This is a genomic window from Aminobacter sp. MDW-2, assembly GCF_014250155.1.
Lineage (GTDB): Bacteria > Pseudomonadota > Alphaproteobacteria > Rhizobiales > Rhizobiaceae > Aminobacter > Aminobacter ciceronei.
This window is the reverse complement of sequence record NZ_CP060197.1, coordinates 2,453,651-2,474,026: the sequence shown is the minus strand read 5'-3', so window position 1 is coordinate 2,474,026 and position 20,376 is coordinate 2,453,651. Positions and strand designations below refer to the sequence as shown.

Here is a 20,376-nt window from a genome sequence, read left to right as displayed (position 1 = left end):
AGACACGTCCTGATCCACGCCATGCCGGCCCTGATACCGGGGCTGGCCGTAGTGCTTGTCATTAGCATGGTCATCGCCGTCGGCGTCGGGCCGGTGGCGATCCCGCTCGAGACGGTATGGGGCGTCGTCGCCAACAAGCTGATACCTGGAAGCGTCGAGGCGGTCTGGTCGAGCGGACGCGAGAATATCGTCTGGGACGTGCGCGCGCCGCGCGTCATCCTGGGCGCCATAGTCGGCGCATCGCTGGCGCTGGTGGGGGGAGCCCTGCAGTCGGTGACACGCAATCCGCTCGCCGATCCGCATCTGCTCGGCATTTCGTCGGGCGCGGCCTTCGGCGCGATCATGGCGCTGATCCATGCCGGCATGGTGCTCGGCACCGTCACCGTACCGGTCTTCGCCTTTGCCGGCGCGCTGGCGGCAACCGCACTGGTGCTTGCCATCGCCAACCTGGCGCGAGCGCAGTCGGCCGGCCAGCTGATCCTTGCCGGCGTGGCGGTGAGCTTCATCATCTCGGCCGCAGGCAACCTCTTGATCTTCATCGGCGACCCCAAGGCTGCCCATGTCGCGATCTTCTGGATGCTTGGCGGGCTCGGGCTGGCGCAATGGAGCCATCTGCCCTATCCGCTGGCAGCCCTTGTCCTGTGCGGCGTCTGGCTGATGACGCAGACCCGCAACCTCAACGCCATGACGTTGGGCGACGAAAGCGCAACCGCACTCGGCATCCCGGCGCAGCGCTTCCGGCTCAAGGCCTTCGTCGCCTGCGCGCTGCTGACCGGCTGTGCGGTTGCCTATTCCGGCGTCATCGCCTTTGTCGGCCTGATGATCCCGCACATCGTGCGCTTCTTCGTCGGTGGCGACTATCGCCGGGTTTTGCCGCTGTCGGCGCTGGTCGGCGCCATCTTCCTGATCGCCGCCGACATGGCCGCACGCACGGTCGTGCCGCCGCAGGACATGCCGCTCGGCATCGTCACCGGGCTGATCGGCGGCATTGCTTTCGTCATCCTGATGCGGCGACGGACAACAAAGTGAGGGTCAGTTGGTAATGCAATGCAAGACGACGCAAATCCGGTTGCGTGGCCCCGAATTCGCCGCTATGCATTCCGCCATGAACACGACTTCGCTCCAGAACATTTGGTGGCGGGCCAGCTGACAGCGGCCTCTTGAAGCGCGTGCGCGTGAAGATTGTGATGGCCGCAACGGGATTTCCGGGCGGCCATTTGCTTTTTTCGAACCAGGCTCCGGACGCTCCCACTGCAAGAGATGGAGACGGGAATGACGTTGGAATTGCTTGAAAACGGCGCCGAGCGCTACGTGACGTCAGGCGGGGTGTCGATCACCCGGCAGCGCCACGAAACCGCCTATCACGGCGCGATCGAGACCTATCTCGACGGGCTCAACAGCCGGCGCGGCGCGGTGTTCTCCTCCAACTACGAATATCCCGGCCGTTACACCCGCTGGGACACCGCCATCATCGACCCGCCGGTGGTAATCTCGGCACGCGGACGCGCAATGAAGATCGAGGCACTTAACGGCCGCGGCGAGGTGCTGCTGCCGGTGATCCGCGCCGTGCTCGCACCGCTCGAAGAGCTGACGATCACCGAGACGAGCAAGCGCCTGATCGCGCTGGAAGTGGCGACACCCGGCCGCGTCTTTACCGAGGAAGAACGGTCGCGCGTGCCTTCGGTGTTCACCGTGCTGCGCGCCATCACTGCCTTGTTCAAGTCGGAGGAGGACAGCAATCTTGGCCTCTACGGTGCCTTCGGCTACGACCTCGCCTTCCAGTTCGACCCGGTCGAGCACACACTGGTGCGCAAGGACAGCCAGCGCGACCTGGTGCTGTTTTTGCCCGACGAGATCCTTGTCGTCGACCACTACTCGGCCAAGGCCTGGCACGACCGCTACGACTATTCCGGCGCGGGTTTCTCGACCGAGGGCCTCGCGCGGGACAGCGTCGTCGAGCCGTTCAAGGCGTCCGACCGCATTCCGCCACGCGCCGACCATGAGCCGGGCGAATATGCCCAACTGGTGCGCCGGGCGATGGACAGTTTCAAGCGCGGCGACCTGTTCGAGGTCGTGCCGGGCCAGATGTTCTACGAGCGCTGCGAGACGGTGCCGTCGGAGATTTCGCGCCGGCTGAAGGCGATCAACCCTTCACCCTATTCGTTCTTCATCAATCTCGGCGAAGGCGAGTATCTGATCGGCGCCTCGCCGGAGATGTTCGTCCGCGTCAACGGCCGCCGCGTCGAGACCTGCCCGATCTCGGGCACCATCAAGCGTGGCGACGACGCCATCTCCGACTCTGAGCAGATCCTGAAGCTGCTCAATTCGAAGAAGGACGAATCCGAGCTTACCATGTGCTCTGATGTCGACCGCAACGACAAGTCCAGGGTTTGCGAGCCAGGCACGGTACGCGTCATCGGCCGCCGCCAGATCGAGATGTATTCGCGGCTGATCCACACTGTCGACCACATCGAGGGCCGCCTGCGCGAGGGCATGGATGCCTTCGACGCCTTCCTCAGCCACGCCTGGGCGGTGACGGTCACCGGCGCGCCCAAGCTGTGGGCCATGCGTTTCATCGAGCAGAACGAGAAGAGCCCCCGCGCCTGGTATGGCGGGGCGATCGGCATGGTGCATTTCAACGGTGACCTGAACACCGGCATGACGCTGCGCACCATCCGCATCCAGGACGGCATCGGCGAGGTGCGCGCGGGCGCCACATTGCTCTACGATTCCGTTCCCGAGGAAGAAGAAGCCGAAACCGAACTGAAGGCCTCAGCCATGCTCTCCGCCATCCGCGACGCCAAGACCGGCAACGCTCCCGGCACCGAGCGCGCCACCGCGCGCGTCGGCGAAGGGGTCAAGATCCTGCTCGTCGACCACGAGGATTCCTTCGTCCACACACTGGCCAACTACTTCCGCCAGACCGGCGCCGACGTCTCGACCGTACGCTCGCCTGTGCCGGAAGAGATCTTCGACCGGATCAAGCCCGACCTCGTTGTGCTCTCTCCCGGCCCCGGCACGCCGAAGGACTTCGACACGGCGGCGACGATCAAGAAATCCCGAGACCGCGACCTGCCGATCTTCGGCGTCTGCCTGGGCTTGCAGGCACTGGCCGAAGCTTATGGCGGCGAGTTGCGCCAGCTGGCTGTGCCGATGCACGGCAAGCCGTCGCGCATCCGGATCTCTAAGCCGGGCATCGTCTTCTCCGGCCTGCCCAAGGAAGTGACCGTCGGCCGCTACCACTCGATTTTTGCCGACCCGGTGCGGCTGCCCTCCGATTTCGTCGTCACGGCGGAGACCGAGGACGGCGTCATCATGGCGTTCGAACACAAGAAAGAACCGATCGCGGCGGTGCAGTTCCACCCCGAATCGATCATGACGCTCGGCCATGACGCCGGCATGCGCATGATAGAGAACGTGGTTGCCCACATGCCGCGCAAGGCCAAGGACAAGGCGGCCTAGCCAACATCGACAAACTTCCCCTCTCGCTGCCGTCAAGCCGCGAGAGGGCACCATTCATCAAGCGAGATCATGGTCCAGACCGAAACGAAGGGATTGTCAGCCAGCGGCAGCCAACCGATATCGGCCAAGAAGCGCGTCGCGAGACTGGCCTTCTGGTCGATCATCATCGGCGCCGCCGTGATGGGGCTGAAATTCGTGGCCTGGTGGCTGACGGGTTCGGTGGCGCTCTATTCCGACGCGCTGGAATCGATCGTCAACGTGGTCGCCGCCATGGCTGCCTTCTGGGCGATCAAGGTCAGCCACAAGCCGGCCGATCTCGACCACCAGCATGGCCACCACAAGGCCGAGTATTTCTCTGCCGTGCTCGAAGGCGTGCTGATCATCGTCGCGGCACTTCTGATCCTGTTCGAGGTCTGGCGCAGCTGGGGCGTACCGATGAATGCGGACGAGCCATGGCTCGGCCTCGGCATCAACGGTGTTGCCGCTGTTATCAACGCCTTCTGGGCCACCATGCTGATCCGCGTCGGCCGCGCCGAGCGCTCGCCAGCCATGGTCGCCGACGGCCATCACATCATGACCGACGTGGTGACGTCGGCCGGCGTGCTGCTTGGCCTCGTCGGCGCCATCGCCACCGGCTGGACGATCCTCGACCCGGTGCTCGCCGTCATCGTCGCGCTCAACATCCTGTGGCAGGGCTGGCACGTGATGAGTTCGTCGATGAACGGCCTGATGGACCGCGCCGTCGAGCTGGAAGAGCACATGCGCATCCGCGACATCATCTCGGCCAACTCCAAGGGCGCTATCGAAGTCCACGACCTCAAGACCCGCATTGCCGGCCGCGCCACCTTCATCGAGTTTCATCTCGTCGTCGACGCAGACATGAGCGTCGGCGAAAGCCACGTCATCTGCGACCGCATCGAGGACGCGCTGAGGGAGGAAATTCCCTCCGTGCGCGTCATCATCCATGTCGAGCCGGATGACGAAGCCAAGCTGCCCAAGGGTACGGTGGCGGTTCCCTTCGCCTGAACTTCGACCCGCTTGTCAGGATGATGTCGGCTTGAACAGCCGGCATCACTGTCGCCGCTGGACAAGCATGGCCACGCAAGCTCTATCAAGGCAACGAGGCGATGCGAGGTCCTGAGATGTACGGATTGATCGGAAAGATGCGGGCGCAGACAGGCAAACGCGACGAGTTGCTCGGCATCCTGCTGGAAAGCACCAGTGCCATGCCGGGATGCCTGAGCTATGTCGTCGCCCGGGATCCTGCCGACGCCGACGCGATCTGGATATCCGAGGTCTGGGACAGCAGCGCAAGCCACAAGGCCTCGCTGCAGCTGCCCGAGGTCAAGTCGGCGATCAGCCGGGCAATGCCGATCATTGCCGGCTTCGACACCAGCATCGAGACCGAGCCGGTCGGCGGCTTCGGACTGGGGCGCTAGATCTTCACCAGCATCGCAGTGAGGTACATGAAACCGGCACCGGCAGCGAGGCCCGACATGATGGCCGGGCTGAACAGGCCGTTGCCCTCGGGCCCTTCTCGGCGTCGCATCATGGCTGTCACCTCGACAATGACCTGAAGGATCGCGCCGGCGCCGATGGCAAGCGCCAGCGCCGACCATTGCGGCGCAAAGGCCAGGCTGCCGATCCACAGGCCCAGCACCGCCGGCCCGCCGGCCAGCAGCATCAGCCAGGCGAAGGTCCAGAGCGCGATGCGTTCGCGCAGGATAGGTGCCGCGATGCCGATGCCCTCGGTAACGTTGTGCAAGGTGAAGCCGATCACCAGGAAGGTGCCAAGTCCGGCCGCGCCTGCCGCAAACGCCGCGCCGATGGCCAGGCCTTCGCCGAAATTGTGCAGGCCGATACCGATGGCGATATAGGTGGCGAGCGCCAGCCCCTTGGGTGCGCCATTGCGCCGGCCGATTCCCATCAGGATCAGGAAGCTCGCCGCGGCGGCCAGAACCACCATGGCGTTGCCCTGGAAAACTGCAGCCGATTCCGCCGCAAGTTCGAAGGCGTCGCCAATGGCGTCTACCATCAGGAAGGCAAGCAGGCCGACGGTCACGGCGAGAAGAAAATTCATGCCGTTGCGGCCGACGCCGCGCAGGGCGGGATAGAACATCAGGCCGATCGCCACCGGTACGATGCCGACGAAGATGCCGAGGATCGCCTGCGACAGCAGGCTGGAGCTGGTGGCGACGGGCGTCGCCACCGCGACCGGAATGTCATGGGCGAATGTGGCGCCGGTATTGGTCACCAAGTTGATGGCATGCGCCTCGCCGAGCACCCATGGGAACGGCACCTGGATCCAGGCGGAGGCGCCTCGTGCCAATGGGCCCGGCGGATCCTGGGTGAATTGCCAATAGGCATCGTCGACCTGGACCTGGGCGATCGTCATCGGCTCCGAGCCGCCGGCGCGGACCAGGACGCGAATGCCGTCGCTGCCAAGGATGACGCGTTCGAAGGCGATGTCTTCGACCGGCGGCGTGCCGTTGCTGAAGCGCGCCAGCGGATTCGTCGAAACCAGAACCGCGATCGCGGCGGCAAAGGCAAGCAGCGGCAGGATGATCCACCAGAGCGCGCGGCGCGGCGCGGCCGTGCCGGGCAGTTCGGCTTCGGTCTCGGAAACGGGCGCGTCCCTCATGCCACGTCCTCCACGACGTCGAACATGCCGACCCAGCCCAGTTCGGTAAACTCCGACTGGTGCGGATGGAACATGTAAAGGCCGGCCTCATGCTCGGCGAAAGTGAACTCGATGATGCCGCGCTGGGCCTGGCACTGGGTGATCAGGTCGACGGTCTTCAGCGTCGGCGTCAATGTCGTGCCCTGGTCGAAGTAGTCGAAGAAATTGGCATGCAGGTGAAACGAGTTGATCGGATCGAATTCGACGACGTTGATCAGGTAGATCCGCACCGGCTTGTTTTTCGAAATTCGGATCGGCGTGTTCATGTAGGTGTGCGCCACCGTGTTGACGGCATAAAACTCGTTCTCGCCGTCAAAGTTGGTGTCGAAGGCATTCATCACCATGACGAATTCCTGCCAGCCGGCATTCTCCGGCGAGCCGTAGAGCCGCGAACGGGCGACATCGGCCTGCTCAGGGTGGCGCGCCGGATCGGGATCGATGACGAAGGCGCCGTACATGCCCTTGTGGATGTGCCGCTTCAGCGGCAGCGCGTGACAATGATAGAGATGGCAGCCGAACGGCTTGGCGTCGAACTCGTAGATGAACTCATCGCCGGGATTGATCAGGCCGGCACCCGGCACGCCGTCCATGCGCGCGGCGTGGATGCCGTGGAAGTGCATCGAATGCGGATGCGAGCCGTAGTTCTTGAACACGATGCGCAGGCGCTCGCCTTCGGTGGCGCGCAGGGCCGGGCCGGGAACGCGGCCATTGTAGGTCCAGGCCGGGAACATCACGCCTGGCGCGATCTCGATTTCCTTGTCTTCGGCAACGATCTCGAAGGTCCTGAGCGTGCGCCCGTCAGGTAAGGTTGATGTCGTGCCGACATCCCAATCGGTCAGCATCTTGGCCGGATCGAAGCCGTTGCGGGCACTGTCGACCTCGCCGACGGTAACCATCGCGCCATGGGCGCCGCTATGGTCACCTGCCGGAGCCGGATAGGCGTCAGTGCTCGCAGGCGGCCGAGCGGCACCGGCCGCATGGCCATCATGGGACGCCTGCCCTACCGCTGCTGTGACGCCTGCAGCCGTTGCCCCCGCAGTGCAGATACCGCCTGCCAGCACCAGCCTGCGGCTGAGCCGCTCCCCAAACCATGTCGGCATTTCAACCATCCAGAGCCATTTGCAAATGCGAATGATTTGCATCATGCTCTTGCAAATGGCCGCGTACAAGCTGAATCTGATTGATAGCCGATGGACCTAAACTGACGCGATGACTCAATAATCCGGTGGCGAGGCGAGTTGCGGGCGATGAGCATGCGAGAGAGAAATGCCCGAGCCTTGCGGCGCAACCGGTTGAGAAGCACAGCTGTACAGAGGGGCGATGTGTGCGATACGTCCGCGACACGCGCCGTCATATGAAGAGTGGCAGTGAATCAGGATCGTAGAAATTCCGGGCAAGCCGCTGAACGGATTATCTGTTCTGAGCCCCGGCATCCGCTTCGGAGTGCTCGCGGACGACAGCGCTGTGCCTCGATGCCGATGACGTCGATACCCGACTGAAGCACTTCGGTTGTCACAACTGCACGGCGGCCCGCTCCGTCTACGATGACGGCCGGGTCGGTCATCGCCTCGTTGGCCGAGGCATTCAGGCGATCGACAACCTCCTTCGGCGTGCCGGCGGGCGCAAACAGCGCGTTCCAGGTATAGGTCTCATAGCCCGGCACGCCGGCTTCGGCGATTGTCGGTACGTCGGGGAAGGACGGCGCCCGCTCGGCCGTGGTGACGCCCAGCGCCTTCAGCGTGCCGCCCTTGATGTGCGAGGACGAGGACGGCAGATTGTCGAACATGATCGGCACTTGGTTGCCGACGACGTCGTTCAGCGCCGGACCAGCACCCTTGTCGGGAATGTGCTGGATGCTGACGCCGGCCATTGCCTTGAACAGTTCGCCTGACAGATGCAGCGGCGTGCCGTTGCCTGACGAGGCATAGGCATATTTGTCGGGCTCGGCCTTCAACAGCGCGATCAGCTCCTGCACGTTGTTGACCGACAGCTGCGGGTTGACGACGAGCACATTGGGCACGACGACAAGCAGCGAGACAGGGGTAAAATCCTTTTTCCGGATCGTAGGGCTTGGTCTTGAGGATGAGCGGGGTTGAGCGCGTGCGTGGCAACCGTGCCCATCAGGATGGTGTAGCCATCCGGTTCGGCGCGGGCGACACGGTCGGCGCCGATGTTGCCGCCGGCACCCTCGACATTCTCGACGATGACCTGCTGGCCGAGATCATCGGACATCTTCTGCTCGATGATGCGGGCGACGACATCGGTCGAGCCGCCGGCGGCAAGGGCACCACCAGGGTCACCGTCCGGTCCGGGAATTTCTGGGCTATGGCCTGCGGCGCCAAGGCCAGCAGCGAAGCAGCAGAAAGCCCGAGGGCCAATGTCATGCGGCGGGTGAATTTCGTCATCGGTACGCACCTCCCTTTTGGCGGTGGCACCTCGTTGCCGACTGTGTGGAGCGGCGAGCGTATGAACTTTGCCTACGCTGTCAATGCGACGTTGGACGTTCGGCAGAGGAACGAGGGTTGCCTGGCGCTGCATCTGCGGACAACACGGGCTGACACATCATCCCGAATAGGTCTAAGACGACGGCATGAAGCCTGACCCGCAGCCTGCCGCTCCGCTCACCGATACGAAGCCTTTGGTGCAATGGGCCCTGCTGCTCATCTGTTCGGTTCTGCTTGCCGGACTGTTCGAGCTCGTGCACCTGCCGGCCGCCCTGCTTGTTGGGCCGATGCTGGTCGCCATCGTACTCGGCAGCAGCGGCGCCACGGTGCGGGTGCCGCGGCCGCTTTTCGTTTCGGCGCAGGCACTCATCGGCTGCCTCGTCGCCAGTTCGATTTCTGCAGACATCTTCGTCACCTTCGCCGCCGAATGGCCGCTGTTCCTGAGTGCGGCCATCGCCACCGTCGCCGCGAGCAGCTTCCTCGGCTGGTTCATCTCGCGGCTGAAGGTGCTGCCCGGCACGACGGCCGTCTGGGGGTCGGCGCCGGGCGCCGCGACCGCCATGGTGCTGATGGCCGACGCGTTCGGCGCCGACGCGCGGCTCGTCGCCTTCATGCAGTATCTGCGCGTCATCATGGTTTCGATCGCCGCCGCGGTCATCGCACGGCTCTGGGTCGACACGTCAGGCGTCGAAGCGCCAGGCATCGAGTGGTTCCCTGATATCGCCTGGCCGGCATTCGGCGCGATGATCGGCGTCGCCATTGTCGGCGGCACGCTTGGCCATCTTCTGCGCATCCCCTCGCCCTACTTCGTCGGCGCGATGCTGGTTGGTGCGGTCGTCCATCTCGGCTTCGGCGTCGAGCTGCAACTGCCGGAATGGCTGCTGGCCATCGGCTACACGCTGATCGGCTGGTCGATCGGGCTCAACTTCACCCGGCCTATCCTGCGCCACGCCGCACGCGCCTTGCCTCAGGTGGTCGGCTCCATCGCCGCCCTGATGGCCTTTTGCGGCGCGCTGGCCTTTGGCCTGCACCTCATCCTCGGTGTCGACCCGCTGACCGCCTACCTCGCGACCAGCCCCGGCGGCATGGATTCCATCGCCATCATCGCCGCCGCCTCCAAGGACGTCGACCTGTCCTTCGTCTTGACGCTGCAGATGCTGCGCTTTCTGATCGTGCTGGTGTTTGGCCCGGCGCTGGCGCGGCTGGTGGCTCGCGCGATCAAGGACTGAGCGGCCGAAAAAGGCCTCGCCCCTGTAGGATCGGGCCGTCTGCTTTCGTCCTTTGATCGTCAGACGAGGAAGGAGAGCAGACATGGAATCTCATACCCCAGCGAAAATCATCATCGAGAACGTCAACCATCCCGGACAGGCCAAGCCGGCAGATGCTGCCATGTACCAGGCGATGAAGCAGGCGATCCTTGAGGTACTGCCGGCGAAATCACCTGGAATGACCGTCGCCGAAATGCAGGAATGCGTGCGCGGCCGCCTGCCCGAGCAGCTCTATCCCGACGGCGCCAAGTCGGGCTGGTGGACCAAGGCGGTGCAGCTCGATCTCGAGGCGAAGGGCATCATCACGCGCGAGAAGGTCAGCCCGCTGCGCCTGCACAAGGCCTGATCCGGAAGCTACTGCGTCAGAAAGGCCGGATACAGCACCGCGCATCGTGCCGGGCGGGCTTGCGCGGTCCATGCGCCTCCTGTAAGAGAGCGCCATGTCGTCGCGCAAGATCAACGAAATCTCCCGTCCGGCCGCTTTTGCGGGCGAGACACTGCGCGCCCTTTCCTCGGCTCTTCTTCTTCTCGGCCTTATCGGCGATCGCCGGGCTCGTTAAGGGAGCGTCCGGCGGTCGAATTGCCGCCGAGGCATATGCTCCTTTGCTCTTCACAACAGAACCGAATTTCTGATTTAAGACCGCTGAAGCATGCGCGCGTTGTCGTGCATGGCGGCCAAGAGAACGAGACCGACAATGAGCAAGACCACTCCCGCTTCCGGCCGAAGTGCTGGCATGCCGTCCGCCGCCATTAAGTACCAGCCCTACCACAAGATCGACCTGCCCGACCGGACCTGGCCGTCCAGAACCATCGACAAGGCGCCGATCTGGTGCTCGGTCGACCTGCGCGACGGCAACCAGTCGCTCGTCGATCCGATGGGCCACGACCGCAAGGCGCGCATGTTCCAGCTGCTGCTCGACATGGGTTTCAAGGAAATCGAGATCGGCTTCCCCTCGGCGTCGCAGACCGACTTCGATTTTGCCCGCTGGTGCATCGAGGAAGGCAATGTCGCCGACGACGTGTCGCTGCAGGTTCTCGTCCAATGCCGCCCGGAACTGATCACCCGCACCTTCGAGGCGCTCGAAGGTGCACACAAGCCGATTGTGCATTTCTACAACTCGACCAGTGAGTTGCAGCGCCGCGTGGTGTTCGCCAAGGATGTCCAGGGCATCAAGCAGATCGCCACCGACGCTGCCAAGATGATCACCGACATGGCCGCCAAGGCCGGCGGCGGCTATCGCTTCCAGTACTCGCCGGAAAGCTTCACCGGCACCGAACTCGAAGTCGCACTGGAGATCTGCAATGCAGTCGCCGAGATCGTCAAGCCGACGCCCGACAACAAGCTGATCATCAACCTGCCCTCGACCGTCGAGATGGCGACACCCAACATCTATGCCGACCAGATCGAATGGATGTGCCGCAACCTCGACAATCGCGAAAACCTGATCATCTCGCTGCACCCGCACAACGACCGTGGCACCGGCATCGCCGCCACCGAACTCGGCCTGATGGCTGGCGCCGACCGTGTCGAAGGCACGCTGTTCGGCAATGGTGAGCGCACCGGCAACGTCGACGTCGTGACACTGGCGCTCAACATGTTCACGCAAGGCGTCGACCCGATGCTCGACTGCTCGGATATCGAGCGGATCAAGCAGGTCTACGAATATTCGAACCAGATGGTCATTCCGGAGCGCCACCCTTATGTCGGCGAACTGGTCTACACCGCCTTTTCCGGCTCGCACCAGGACGCCATCAACAAGGGCATGAAGGCGATCAAGGTCGCCAACAAGCCACTGTGGGAAGTGCCCTACCTGCCGATCGACCCTCAGGACGTCGGCCGCAGCTACGAGGCGATCATCCGCATCAACTCGCAGTCCGGCAAGGGCGGCATAGCCTATGTGCTGCAGGCCGACTACGGCCTCAACCTGCCGCGCTCGCTGCAGGTCGAATTCAGCCAGGACATCCAGCAGATCACTGACAGCGAAGGCAAGGAAGTGTCGCCGAAGCGCATCCACGAGCGGTTCCTCGAGCGCTATGTCGACCAGCCGGGCGCCCGGATAAAGTTCGTCGATCACCAGACCTTCCCCGACACCGAGGTGAAAGGCCGCCGGGTCGTCGAGGCGACCATCCTCGACAATGGCAAGGAAATCGTCATCAAGGGCACCGGCAACGGCCCGATCGACGGCTTCGTCGACGCGCTTTCCCGCCACATCGGCATAGATCTGTCGGTGCTCGACTATTCCGAGCACTCGATCCAGCGCGGATCGAACGCCTCCGCCATCTGCTACATGGAAGTCGAACATCCGGCCGGACGCCTCTTCGGCGCCGGCATCAACACGAATATCGTCGCCGCTTCACTTGAGGCTGTGGTTTCCGCAGCCAACCGGATCGTGTCGAGATAAGTCTAACTGCAGTCCGCAGAAGCCTCGCCCGTGGATAACGGGCGGGGCATTTGTGCATCGTTGCTGAGCGCGCTTGTACACTGACGCCAGCCGACTATGATCAGGCCGTTCGTACCGGTTGGAAAAGGGTCGACACTTGGTTGCCTCCACGCCTGCTGCCCCCGCAGTGCGCGAAGCGCTTGAGCGGCTTGTTGCCAGCGAGACCTTTGGCCGGTCCGACCGGGCACGCAAGCTGCTGCGCTATATTGTCGAACGTGAGCTCGCCGGCGAAGCCGAGCGATTGAAGGGATTTGCCATCGCGGTCGACGTCTTCGGCAAGGACGCCGAGTTCGATTCGGCGACCGATGCCGTCGTCCGTGTTCAGGCAGGACGCCTGCGCGAGCTTCTGGCACATTATTATGCCGCTGAGGGCAGCAACGATCCGATCCGCATCGGCATACCGCGCGGCAGCTATGTCCCGACCTATGAGGCGCTCGCCGAGTTTCCTCCAGCGTCCCCTCGCCCCGCCGAAGCACAGCACAACGGTTCGACTGCGGTGCTGGCCCGGGTCGAATCAGGCCTTGCCGAGAACGAGCCGCATCATGCCGAGGAGGCTCAGGCCGGCCCGGCCTACTCCGGCACCAGCGTCAAGCGGCAGTTGCGCTACTTCTGGGCGGCTATGGCGCTGGTCATCGTCATGCTCGGCATCCTTGTCTTCCGCAACATCGGCGGCCCGATCGGCTTCGAGGTTGCCGGGCTGAACAACTTCCGCGGTGCCACTTCGAGCATCAACGACACTGTCGACCAGCTGCCGGCCGTGCACATCCATTCGAGCTCCGAGGGCGGACAGACGGCGCGCGTGGCAACGGTGCTGCGCACGGCACTGTCCGGCTTCGACACCATCGACCTGATAGCCCGCGAACGGTCCGATACGGTCAGGCGCGCCGATGCCACCGATTTCGACTTCACCGTCGATACCGGCCCAAGCGCCGGATCGGTGCTGGTCGAGCTGCAGCACATGGCCAGCGGCCGTATCCTCTTGTCGCGCGTACTCTCGCCGCAGGAGATCAGCCCTGATGTCATCGACGATCGCATCGCCGACGTCGTCTCTTCGGCCATCCCGGCTTCCGGCATGATCTACAGTTTCATCGAGCAGAACGGACTGCAGCGCGGACTGACGGCCTGCCTGCTGCTTAGCGGTGCCTATTACATGGACCAGAACGCCACCAAGCACCGCGCCGCCTATCAGTGCATGGACGACCTCTCCAAGCGCAGCGCCAAGTCGCCTGTCGTCTACGCCGAGTTGGCCTCGCTGCAGTTGGAAGCGGTCACCGACAATTATCCCTACCCGCCCAATGCGACGACCGAGGGCGCCTACGCGCTGGCCCACAGCGCCGTTCAGATGGGCTCGACCAGCCCCTACGCCCATCGCGCCTATGGCTATCTGCAGACGCGGACCGGCGATCGCACCGAGTCCATCAGGTGGATGCGCAAGGCCTATGAGCTCAACACTTACGACCTGACCATGGCGGCATCCTATGGCTATGCGCTCATTCTCGGCGGCAGCTACAGCGACGGCGTGCCGATCATGAAGCGCGCCGTCGAAAGCGCCAGCGCGCATCCGGGCTGGTGGGACTACGGCCTGTTTCTGGGCGAATTCATGCTCGGCAACCGCTACGCCGCGGCCCGCGCGGCAAGCGCGCTGGCGACGAACAAGAAACCGCATTACGTGGCAGCGCGCCTGATCGCCGCCAACTTCGTCGGCGACACCAAGCAGGCGTCCGAACTGTCAAAGGAGATTGCGACGCGCTACCCGGTTTTCGCGAACGACCCGGCAGCCACCTTCACCAAGGGCAAATACCCGGCGGAATTGACAAAGGCGTTGACCAAGGCGCTGCGCGCCGCCGGGCTCGGCCACCAGACCTGAGCCTCACTGGCGTTTTCTGCTCATTTCTTGCATAACTAAATTTGCGCGTTCGGCGCTCATACGTTGTTTTACAACCTGCTACTTTCAGTCTACAACTTTTCGTGAATTTCTATCCGACCTTTTGAGCAAAAATGAATTACCCCATCCATGCCGCCGTTCGGGGAAGCGGCAAGAATGTAGTCGTCCTGCTGCACGGTTTCGGCGGAATTGGCGGTGTCTGGGACGACGTCGTTGCCCACCTAGATGGCGCATGCATCACAATCGCCTATGACCTGCCGGGACACGGGCTGTCGCTCGACTATCCCAAGGCCGGCTCGGCCAAGGTGGCGGCAACTGCCGTTCTGGCCGATCTGGCGGCGCGTGGCATAGACCGCGCCCATTTCGTCGGCCATTCGATGGGCGGTGCAGTGGCGACGCTGGCAGCACTGTTCGATCCCGAACGGGTCGCCTCGCTGACATTGCTTGCACCGGGCGGCTACGGCCCTGAGATCAACGGCCCGCTGCTCAGGCGCTATGCGGCTGCCGCCTGCGCCGAAGAAATCCGCGCCTGCCTCGCCGAAATGTCGAGCCCCGACAGCACCGTTCCGGAAACTACGGTCCGCGATCTTGCCGAGATGCGCAACCGACCCGGCCAGACGGAAAAGCTCATCGCCTTTGCCGCGGCGATGACCGCCGAAGACAAACAAGGCGTGATCCCACGCGAAAACCTGGCGACGCTGGCGATGCCGGTGATGGTGGTATGGGGCACGGACGATGCCGTGCTGCCCTACAGCCATGCCGACGCGCTGCCTTCGGGCTTCCTCATCCACCATGTGCTGGAAATTGGTCACATGCTGCCGGAGGAGACGCCGGCGCTCGTAGCCGACATCGTCAGCCGCATGGTCCGCCGACGCCAGCGTCGTCGGCCAGACGTTGCCGCCTGCGACAGCTGATCTGCCAGGTGATGCGTTGCCGCTTCTAAGCACCTGCAGGGCAACCGTTTTCAGCTCCTCGGCGGCCAGCGAAAATGAGTTCACGCAGGTTACAATTCCGCCGCGATCGTAGCTATGTTAACGGTTGCTTAAACATGATCCGGGGCAACAGGCGATGAGCGACGACAGGGCGACCGCACTGAAGCAGGCGCAGCCGCTGGCGGACGCCATCCGCGACGTCAAGAACGCCAATGCCGACCGCAGCGACGTGGTCGTCGACCTGCGCGATGCCCACCGCATGCGGCTTGAGCTGCTTGCCGCCGAGCTTGAGCCGGTTTTCGCCGACGTGCCCAAAGACATCGACAACTTCGATTTCGTTATCTCTTCGGGGCTGCAGCCCAGGCTGTGGATCGACGCAGTGAGCCATGTCGGCCTCGGCCGCGACCGCCGCACCTTCCGCTTCGTCCGCGACACCCGTGTCGGCCGTGTCGTATTGGCCGAATCCACCGACGCCAAGCGCATCGCCGACCAGGTGACGCGCTATATCGCCGAACGAATCGTCGAGCGCCAGCAGATGATGGAGGGTGGTGCGGAACCGGCGCTTGCTGGCTTCGCCAGGGGGCCAGTGGCTGATGCCGAGCCACCGCTGCGGCAGAGGCCAGCCCTGCCGGGCATCATGGCGGGTTTTGGCCTGCTTGTTGCCGGTGCTGCCATCGGCATCGCCGTCATGGCGGTGCTTTACTGGCTGCGCCTCGCTGCCACCGGCATCATTCCCTGACCAATGCAGCCGAGCGCGGAACCGCTGCGCTCAGATCAAAGGTTCCGATCTCGGCCGATGGCATAGCCGGTCCGGACAGACCACGACGGGTAAGCCTGACATTCCAGTCCCCGGACTGGCCGGAGATGTCGAGCAGGTTGAACTGCGCCGCCGGCTTGTGTCCTCCCGGCGCTTGGCCTGCCGCGGCAACGCCGACAACAGGCACGGCCCCGTCGCGCCCGTCGATCCAGTGCAGCGTCGGCAGATGCGAATGGCCATGAAGCACCAGCTCGGCGCCATGTCGTCTGACCAGCTTTTGGAACTTGCCGATGCCGAACAGGCGCTTGTGCTGGCCCACAGCGCCGCGAACGGGCGGATGGTGGATCATGATCGCCCGGAAAAGGCCGCGCCTGCCTGTTTCGTCGAGGACCCTGCCCAGCCGCTCTGCCTGCCCTTCGCGAAAGAAGCCGCTGGCCATGAAGGGAGCCGTCGCGCGCGCCGTCGACACGCCAATCAGCGCAACACCCTGCCGCACGCGCAGATAGGGAAAGCTCGTCGAACTGATCGCGCCATGCACGCCGTCGCCATGCATCCACGGCGCCCAGGCATGGCAGGCCTTGTCGAAGGCCCCGGGCACATAGGCATCATGATTGCCCGGCACGACCGAGACATCGGCTGGTTCGCCCAGCGTTTCGAGCCACAGCCGCGCCAGCGCGATTTCGCCATCGAGCGCCAGATTGACCAGATCGCCTGTTACCGCGAGGTGGTTGGGCGCCTGCACCTTGAGGTCGGCGACGATGGCATCGACAATGCCGTCATGGTGATGCCGACGGCGGTTCCGCTGCCAATTGACGTAGCCGACCATGCGCTTGGAGGCGAGGTCGCGATAGGTTACATCCGGAAGCGGACCAAGATGGACGTCGGAAATATGCGCAAGCCTGAACATCGTTTCCTTTTAGGTCACGCGTTCCAAGCTTTCCACCCATGGCGGCATGCCTGATGAGCAATGTCGCCACTTCCCCTCGCCAGGGTTCATGGACGCGGCTGCGCGGAAGGCTGTTCCACTTCTATTTCCTGCTGCGGCGGCCGATGACGCTCGGCGTGCGCGGCCTCGTCCACGACACCGCCACCAACTCGGTCTTCCTGATCCGCCACACCTACGTGCCCGGCTGGCAGCTGCCGGGTGGCGGCATCGAGATCGGCGAGACCTTTGTCGAGTCGCTGGCGCGTGAACTGGAGGAGGAAGGCAACATCGTCCTCACCGCGCCGCCCATCCTCCGGTCGATCCACCTCAACAAGCAGGCGACAAAGCGGGATCATGTCGGTTTCTACCTGATCGAGGCCTTCCGGCAGGACAGGCCGAAGCAACCCGACCACGAGATCGCCGAGGCAGGATTTTTCCCGCTCGACGCGTTGCCGGAGGGCACGACGCCGGCGACGCGGCGGCGGATTGCCGAGGTGTTCGAGGGCAAGGAAGCATCGCCCTATTGGTGAGAGAGGGATGCTGTTCTTTGCGCAAGCACTGGGTGGAGAGACGGCAATGTGAATTCTGGTCGTTGCCAACCATGAAACCTCCACCCGATTGGTCGCCTTCCCGGCAGTTGCGTCGAGTTCCGGCCAGCTTCCGCTCTCCAGACGACAAGCGGTCGATGGTGTTGGCATCCGAGCATGAATCGAAAGGTCTGCACCTGAGCATTCGACCCCGACTACCCTGACGCTCCACGCCCTCATGGTTCGACAGGCGCACCATGAAGGCTTGGCACTCGGCGCAGGCAGCTCAAGCCGCCTTCAGCAACTTCCCCCGGTTGTGCGGCGCGTCGAGGTCGATCTCCGGCCCAAGCGGGATGATACCGGTCGGGTTGATGCCGGTGTGGCTGCCGTAATAATGCGCCTTGATGTGCAGCATGTTCACCGTCTCGGCGACGCCTTGCACCTGGTAGAGGTCGCGCAGGTAGTTCGACAGGTTCGGGTAGTCGGCGATCCGGCGCAGATTGGTCTTGAAGTGTCCGACATAGACCGGGTCGAAGCGCACCAGCGTCGTGAACAGCCGCCAGTCGGCCTCGGTCAGGGTGTTGCCGACGAGATAGCGCTGGCGTGAGAGGCGGTCTTCCAGCGTGTCGAGCGCGGCGAACAGTTCGTTGAATGCCTCCTCATAGGCGGTCTGGCTGGTGGCGAAACCGGCGCGGTAGACGCCGTTGTTGATCGAGGGATAGACCAGCTCGTTGACCGCATCGATCTCGCCGCGCAGCGGCTCGGGGTAAAAGTCAACCGCGGCGTCGCCCCATGCGTCGAAAGCCTGGTTCAGCATCCGGATGATCTCGGACGACTCGTTGGAAACGATCGTCTTTTCCTTCTTATCCCACAGCACCGGCACGGTGACGCGGCCCGAATAGGTCGGATCGGCCATGGTGTAGATCTGGTGCAGGTAGTCGAGGCCGTAGAGGGTGTCGCCAGTGGCGCCGTCATCGCTGCGGAACGTCCAGCCATTCTCGCCCATGTAGTGATGGACGACCGACACCGAGATGATGTCTTCTAGCTTCTTCAGCGCGCGGAAAATCAGCGTCCGGTGCGCCCAGGGACAGGCGAGCGAAACATAGAGGTGGTAGCGCCCCGGTTCGGCCTTGAAGCCACGTGTCCGGCCTGCCGCCGGCATGCCGTCGACGGTGACGAAATCGCGCCATTGCGAATGCGAGCGCACGAATTTGCCGCCTGTCGACTTGGTGTCGTACCAGCGATCCTGCCATTTGCCTTCAACCAGCAATCCCATCGTGAAATCCTTTCGTTTGCCACGATGTAGGTGCCCGGCGACCGAAGCCGAAGCGCAACTCGCTGAACGGATTGTCAACGCAGGACGCACATCGGCCAAATGCACGATGGACGGGCGCCGAAAATGATGGTAGCGGGCATTTCGATGTCACATTGCTTTGCAAATATCCGGGTCGACCGACGACGAATGAGCGCACGCGCTTGAAGCGCTGACTTGCGACTGCTGCGGCATGCCCCGCGGCACCTCATCCCACGGTACCGGATTGCAAAAAACATGACCCTCGCCGACGTCACCTACATGCCGGAAGCTCCGGCGCACGATCTCGAAATCGATGAAATCAACGCCGAGGCCTTTGGCCCGGGTCGGTTCACACGCGCGGCCTACAAGATCCGCGAAGGCGGTCCGCACGACCGCTCGCTGTCCTTCGTCGCCATGCATGGTGGCCAGGTCATCGCCTCGGTCAGGATGACGCCAATCGCCGCCGGCGCCGGCCGGGCACAGATGTTGGGCCCGCTTGCCGTGCGCCCCGACTTCAAGAACATGGGCATCGGCCGCAAGCTGGTCGCCATGGCGCTCGCAGCAGCGGAAAAATCCAGCGAACCCGCCGTCATACTCGTCGGCGACGAGCCTTATTACGGCCCGCTCGGTTTCGTGCGCATTCCGCGCGGTCAGATCGAGATGCCGCGGCCGGTCGACCTTAACCGCCTCTTGGCGCATGAGATCGTGCCGGGCGCGGTTGCCGAATTGACGGGCGAGGTCTGCCACGCCAACCTGGCCAAGACACCGCAACGCACGACCGAGCCGGCCTAGCCGCCGATGACTTGCCCGTGCCGCCCATCTTGCTAATTCAGTAACAGCAGAAGAGGACAGGCTGACATGAATCCAAACGGGCAGATTGCAGTGGTCACCGGCGCCGGCTCCGGCCTTGGCGAAGCCACCGCGCGCGCACTCGCTGCCAAGGGCGCCAAGGTCGCGATCTTCGATCTCAGCCTCGAACGCGCCGAGAAGGTCGCCGCCGACATCGGCGGTGTCGCCGTGCGCTGCGATGTCAGCAATGAAGAAAGCGCTGTCACGGCATTTGCCGAAGTGGAAGCCAAGCTCGGCACGGCCCGTATTTTGGTCAACTGCGCCGGCATCGCCGTCGGCGTGAAGACTGTCGGCAAGGACGGTCCGCATCCGCTCAGCGTCTTCCGCCAGGTGATCGAGGTCAACCTGATCGGCTCCTTCAACATGATCCGGCTGTTTGCCGACGCAGCCTCCAAGCTCGAACCGCTGGCCGGCGGCGAGCGCGGCGTCATCATCAACACCGCCTCGGTCGCCGCCTATGACGGCCAGATCGGCCAGGCCGCCTACTCCGCCTCCAAGGGCGGCGTCGTCGGCATGACGCTGCCGATCGCCCGCGATCTCTCGCGTTCGGGCATCCGTGTCGCCACCATTGCGCCCGGCATCTTCAAGACGCCGATGATGGCGGCGATGCCGCAGGAGGTGCAAGACTCGTTGGGTGCCGCCGTTCCGTTCCCGCCACGTCTGGGCGAACCGTCGGAATATGGTGCGCTGGCATTGCACATCGTCGAGAACCAAATGATCAATGGCGAGACCATTCGCCTCGACGGTGCCATTCGCATGGCGCCGAAATAGGCGCCAGCCGTCCCAGGATCGGCTATCCTGCAGCCCCGGCAGCGCAAGCTTCCGGGGCTGTTTTGCTTGTGGCGAAACGACCCCCTTGCCAAAGCCTGTCCGCCTTGGATAAGTAGATTGAATTAGTCATATTTGATGGTG

17 protein-coding genes and 1 pseudogene are annotated in these 20,376 nt (G+C 63.7%); 13 read left to right on the top strand and 5 right to left on the bottom strand.

All coding sequences use genetic code 11. The features are described 5' to 3' along the window. The first annotated feature begins 21 nt into the window (after nt 1-21). The 4 genes from H5P29_RS12025 (at nt 22) to H5P29_RS12010 (ending at nt 4,901) form a co-directional block, all read left to right on the top strand. Complete coding sequence (locus tag H5P29_RS12025) at nt 22-1,029, top strand: iron ABC transporter permease (RefSeq protein ID WP_067959220.1); 1,008 nt, start codon at nt 22-24, stop codon at nt 1,027-1,029. Between the two features lie 243 nt (nt 1,030-1,272). Beyond that, nucleotides 1,273-3,462, top strand: coding sequence for an anthranilate synthase (locus H5P29_RS12020; RefSeq protein WP_067959215.1), 2,190 nt, complete (start codon nt 1,273-1,275; stop codon nt 3,460-3,462). Nucleotides 3,463-3,531: 69 nt separating this feature from the next. Continuing rightward, nucleotides 3,532-4,488, top strand: a complete 957-nt coding sequence (locus H5P29_RS12015) for a cation diffusion facilitator family transporter (protein ID WP_067959212.1) — start codon at nt 3,532-3,534, stop codon at nt 4,486-4,488. A gap of 116 nt (nt 4,489-4,604) precedes the next feature. After that, the gene (locus tag H5P29_RS12010; RefSeq protein WP_067959208.1) at nt 4,605-4,901 is read left to right on the top strand and encodes a putative quinol monooxygenase; all 297 of its coding nucleotides are present in this window, start codon (nt 4,605-4,607) and stop codon (nt 4,899-4,901) included. Here H5P29_RS12010 and H5P29_RS12005 read toward each other — a convergent pair. The 3 genes and pseudogenes from H5P29_RS12005 to H5P29_RS11995 all read right to left on the bottom strand — a co-directional run bounded on the left by H5P29_RS12005 (nt 4,898) and on the right by H5P29_RS11995 (nt 8,547). Further along, on the bottom strand, nt 4,898-6,103 hold the full coding sequence (locus H5P29_RS12005; RefSeq protein WP_154386832.1) for a ZIP family metal transporter: 1,206 nt from the start codon (nt 6,101-6,103) through the stop codon (nt 4,898-4,900). The genes H5P29_RS12010 and H5P29_RS12005 overlap by 4 nt on opposite strands. Beyond that, nucleotides 6,100-7,251: a multicopper oxidase domain-containing protein gene (locus H5P29_RS12000; RefSeq protein ID WP_185910342.1), complete on the bottom strand. Its 1,152-nt coding sequence runs from the start codon at nt 7,249-7,251 to the stop codon at nt 6,100-6,102. Before H5P29_RS12000 ends, H5P29_RS12005 begins: the two co-directional genes overlap by 4 nt. A gap of 263 nt (nt 7,252-7,514) precedes the next feature. Continuing rightward, nucleotides 7,515-8,547, bottom strand: a pseudogene (locus H5P29_RS11995) (Bug family tripartite tricarboxylate transporter substrate binding protein). A 185-nt stretch (nt 8,548-8,732) separates the two neighbouring features. Between H5P29_RS11995 and H5P29_RS11990 the strand changes: the two are divergent. From H5P29_RS11990 to H5P29_RS11965, 6 genes are all read left to right on the top strand, one after another. Next, a complete protein-coding gene (locus tag H5P29_RS11990; RefSeq protein WP_154386834.1) occupies nt 8,733-9,815 on the top strand; it encodes an AbrB family transcriptional regulator in 1,083 nt (360 codons plus the stop codon). An 82-nt stretch (nt 9,816-9,897) separates the two neighbouring features. Then, nucleotides 9,898-10,200, top strand: a complete 303-nt coding sequence (locus H5P29_RS11985) for a hypothetical protein (RefSeq protein ID WP_067959199.1) — start codon at nt 9,898-9,900, stop codon at nt 10,198-10,200. A 388-nt stretch (nt 10,201-10,588) separates the two neighbouring features. After that, on the top strand, nt 10,589-12,256 hold the full coding sequence (leuA, locus tag H5P29_RS11980) for a 2-isopropylmalate synthase (protein WP_154386864.1): 1,668 nt from the start codon (nt 10,589-10,591) through the stop codon (nt 12,254-12,256). 136 nt (nt 12,257-12,392) lie between these two features. Further along, nucleotides 12,393-14,162, top strand: coding sequence for a M48 family metallopeptidase (locus H5P29_RS11975; protein ID WP_154386835.1), 1,770 nt, complete (start codon nt 12,393-12,395; stop codon nt 14,160-14,162). A gap of 131 nt (nt 14,163-14,293) precedes the next feature. Further along, nucleotides 14,294-15,094, top strand: coding sequence for an alpha/beta fold hydrolase (locus H5P29_RS11970; RefSeq protein WP_067959194.1), 801 nt, complete (start codon nt 14,294-14,296; stop codon nt 15,092-15,094). 154 nt (nt 15,095-15,248) lie between these two features. Then, nucleotides 15,249-15,851: a hypothetical protein gene (locus tag H5P29_RS11965; RefSeq protein WP_154386836.1), complete on the top strand. Its 603-nt coding sequence runs from the start codon at nt 15,249-15,251 to the stop codon at nt 15,849-15,851. On the opposite strand, the gene H5P29_RS11960 is transcribed toward H5P29_RS11965, so the two are convergent. After that, the gene (locus H5P29_RS11960) at nt 15,841-16,776 is read right to left on the bottom strand and encodes a metallophosphoesterase (protein ID WP_154386837.1); all 936 of its coding nucleotides are present in this window, start codon (nt 16,774-16,776) and stop codon (nt 15,841-15,843) included. The two genes, H5P29_RS11965 and H5P29_RS11960, sit on opposite strands and share 11 nt — an antisense overlap. Nucleotides 16,777-16,829: 53 nt before the next feature. On the opposite strand from H5P29_RS11960, the gene H5P29_RS11955 reads away from it, so the two are divergent. Then, nucleotides 16,830-17,324: an NUDIX domain-containing protein gene (locus tag H5P29_RS11955; RefSeq protein ID WP_067966242.1), complete on the top strand. Its 495-nt coding sequence runs from the start codon at nt 16,830-16,832 to the stop codon at nt 17,322-17,324. Nucleotides 17,325-17,607: 283 nt separating this feature from the next. Here H5P29_RS11955 and H5P29_RS11950 read toward each other — a convergent pair whose 3' ends face one another. Further along, a complete protein-coding gene (locus H5P29_RS11950; protein ID WP_067959184.1) occupies nt 17,608-18,597 on the bottom strand; it encodes a glutathione S-transferase family protein in 990 nt (329 codons plus the stop codon). A gap of 273 nt (nt 18,598-18,870) precedes the next feature. On the opposite strand from H5P29_RS11950, the gene H5P29_RS11945 reads away from it, so the two are divergent. Further along, nucleotides 18,871-19,407, top strand: a complete 537-nt coding sequence (locus H5P29_RS11945; RefSeq protein ID WP_067959181.1) for a GNAT family N-acetyltransferase — start codon at nt 18,871-18,873, stop codon at nt 19,405-19,407. 66 nt (nt 19,408-19,473) lie between these two features. Continuing rightward, nucleotides 19,474-20,235 carry a 3-hydroxyacyl-CoA dehydrogenase gene (locus H5P29_RS11940; protein ID WP_067959179.1) on the top strand — a complete coding sequence of 254 codons (762 nt, stop codon included), beginning with the start codon at nt 19,474-19,476 and terminating at the stop codon, nt 20,233-20,235. The last annotated feature ends 141 nt before the right edge of the window (nt 20,236-20,376 follow it).